This is a genomic window from Bradyrhizobium sp. PRIMUS42 (genome assembly GCF_023006515.1).
GTDB lineage: Bacteria > Pseudomonadota > Alphaproteobacteria > Rhizobiales > Xanthobacteraceae > Bradyrhizobium.
In genome coordinates, this window is sequence record NZ_JALBGZ010000916.1 from 1 (window position 1) to 2147 (window position 2147).

The following is a 2147-nucleotide window of genomic DNA, read 5'->3' on the forward strand; positions in this document are numbered from 1 at the left end:
GAGCGCGCCGACGGGGGCGAGCACCACCGGCAGGCGCATCTTGCGGCCGAACTGCTGAACCGAGCCGTCTACCTTGCGGACGTCGCGCAGCACGCGCGGGCGAAAGGCGATCTCGTCCAGCGCCATGCGGTTGCGGCGCATCGTGGTTTCGGTCTCGGCGGCACCGACGATGTAGTCCCAGGCGTTCTGGTTGAGGTTGGCCCGCGCTTTCCGGATGAACTCGTGCAGATTTTGGAACGCCTCGTTGCTGGCGCCCAGTTCGACGTTCCGTTCCGGCCGGATGCGGGGTGCTTCGTTCATTGTTATCCTCCCGAGAATTTGAAGCCTTATGTCATCGCCTAACCCGTCCAGCCCTCCAAAACTATCCTAAAATCGCATAGCTGTGAGGCGTGGACCGGCCCACCGATTCTCCTTGCGGGCGTACCAGTCCTGCAACGTTGCCAAAAGTTTAGGTCCGGACGAAGTGATTTCTGCGAAGGGACCCGCCGGCGTGGCATCCCGGCCTTGAAGAAACCGGAATGGTATTGTGAGAAGCGGACTGGATCGCCAATTGCATGGCGCCTCCCCAGTCTCGAGAGACAAGCCCAAGCGAACCGCCAAAGCAAAAAGGCCAGCCCAACCATGCGGAAATCCCTGCTGTTCCCCCTGGGCGCGCTCACCGGAGCGTGTCTGACCCTTCTGGTAGCCAGCCCGCACGGCGGCGTATGGGCGGCGCGGGCGGCGGCGAACGCGAATGATGCCTATTCCCAGCTCAACCTGTTCGGCGAAGTGTTCGAGCGCGTGAAGGCGAGCTATGTCGAGAAGCCCGACAATGCCAAGCTGGTCGAGGGCGCGATCACGGGCATGGTGACCTCGCTCGATCCGCATTCGCGCTACATGAATGCGAAGGCCTGGACCGAGATGCAGGAGACCACCTCCGGCGAGTTCGGCGGTCTCGGCATCGAGGTCACGATGGAAGACGGCCTCGTCAAGGTCGTCTCGCCGATCGACGATACGCCGGCTTCGAAGGCCGGCCTCATGTCCGGCGACCTCATCAGCAAGATCGACGGCGAGGCCGTGCAGGGCATGACGCTCGAGCAGGCCGTCAACAAGATGAAGGGCCCGGTCGACACCCAGACCAAGCTCACCATCGTGCGCAAGGGCGCCGATGCCCCGCTCGATGTCGCGATCAAGCGCGAGATCATTCATGTGCGCCCGGTTCGCTTCCATGTCGAGAACGGCGACATCGGCTATATCCGCATCACCTCGTTCAACGAGCAGACCACCGATGGCCTGAAGAAGGCGATCGCCTCGATCACCAGGGACGTCTCGCAGGACAAGCTCGTCGGCTACGTGGTGGACCTGCGCAACAATCCGGGCGGTCTGCTCGACCAGGCCGTGTCGGTGTCGAGCGCGTTCCTGCAACGCGGCGAGGTCGTTTCGACCCGTGGCCGCAGTCCCGAAGAGACCCAGCGCTTCACCGCGCATGGCGGCGACCTCACCAAGGGCAAACCGCTGGTGATCCTGGTCAATGGCGGCTCGGCCTCCGCCTCGGAGATCGTGGCCGGCGCGCTGCATGACCACAAGCGTGCCACGATCATCGGCACGCGCTCGTTCGGCAAGGGCTCGGTGCAGACGATCATTCCGCTCGGCGCCGGCAACGGTGCGCTGGCGCTGACCACGGCGCGTTATTACACGCCGTCGGGCCGCTCGATCCAGGCCCAGGGCGTTGCCCCCGACATCGAGATCCTGCAGGACGTGCCGCCCGAGCTGAAGGGCCGGATGGACACCATGGCGGAGTCGCAGATGCGCGGGCATCTGTCGGCCGGCGAGGGTGGCGAGCAGACCGGATCGCAGTCCTACGTTCCTCCGAAGGAGGAGGACGACAAGGCCCTGCATGCGGCTTACGACTTCCTGCACGGCGTCACCGCGAATGCGGTTGCGGCGAAGCGCGCGCCGAAGGCTGCGGTGCCGAACTAAGCTCGACGACTTCGAGACATCGAGATCGTCCGGGAGTGCATCACCGCTCCCGGGCGATTTCGTTTGGGGACTGTCACGGTGATCCGCAGCCCGGATGGAGCGCAGCGCAATCCGGGCTACAGCGCTACGTTCCGGCCTAACCCGCCTCGCGGCGCCGGCTGCCGCTGCCTTCGCGCTGGGCGAGCCGG

General features: G+C 64.9%; 2 protein-coding genes. One reads left to right on the forward strand and one right to left on the reverse strand.

The genetic code is table 11. The features are described 5' to 3' along the window. A partial coding sequence (locus MOV75_RS35620) for an alpha-hydroxy-acid oxidizing protein (protein WP_247007678.1) occupies positions 1 to 300 on the reverse strand: 300 nt, incomplete at its 3' end. A gap of 321 nt (positions 301 to 621) precedes the next feature. On the opposite strand from MOV75_RS35620, the gene MOV75_RS35625 reads away from it, so the two are divergent. Beyond that, entirely contained in the window at positions 622 to 1959 is a 1338-nt protein-coding gene (locus tag MOV75_RS35625; RefSeq protein WP_246932173.1) for a S41 family peptidase, read from the forward strand. The last annotated feature ends 188 nt before the right edge of the window (positions 1960 to 2147 follow it).

What these genes read in the sequence shown, in the direction of transcription:
- MOV75_RS35625 (WP_246932173.1), top strand. Translation starts at nt 622, where the DNA reads ATGCGGAAATCCCTGCTGTTCCCCCTGGGCGCGCTCACCGGAGCGTGT.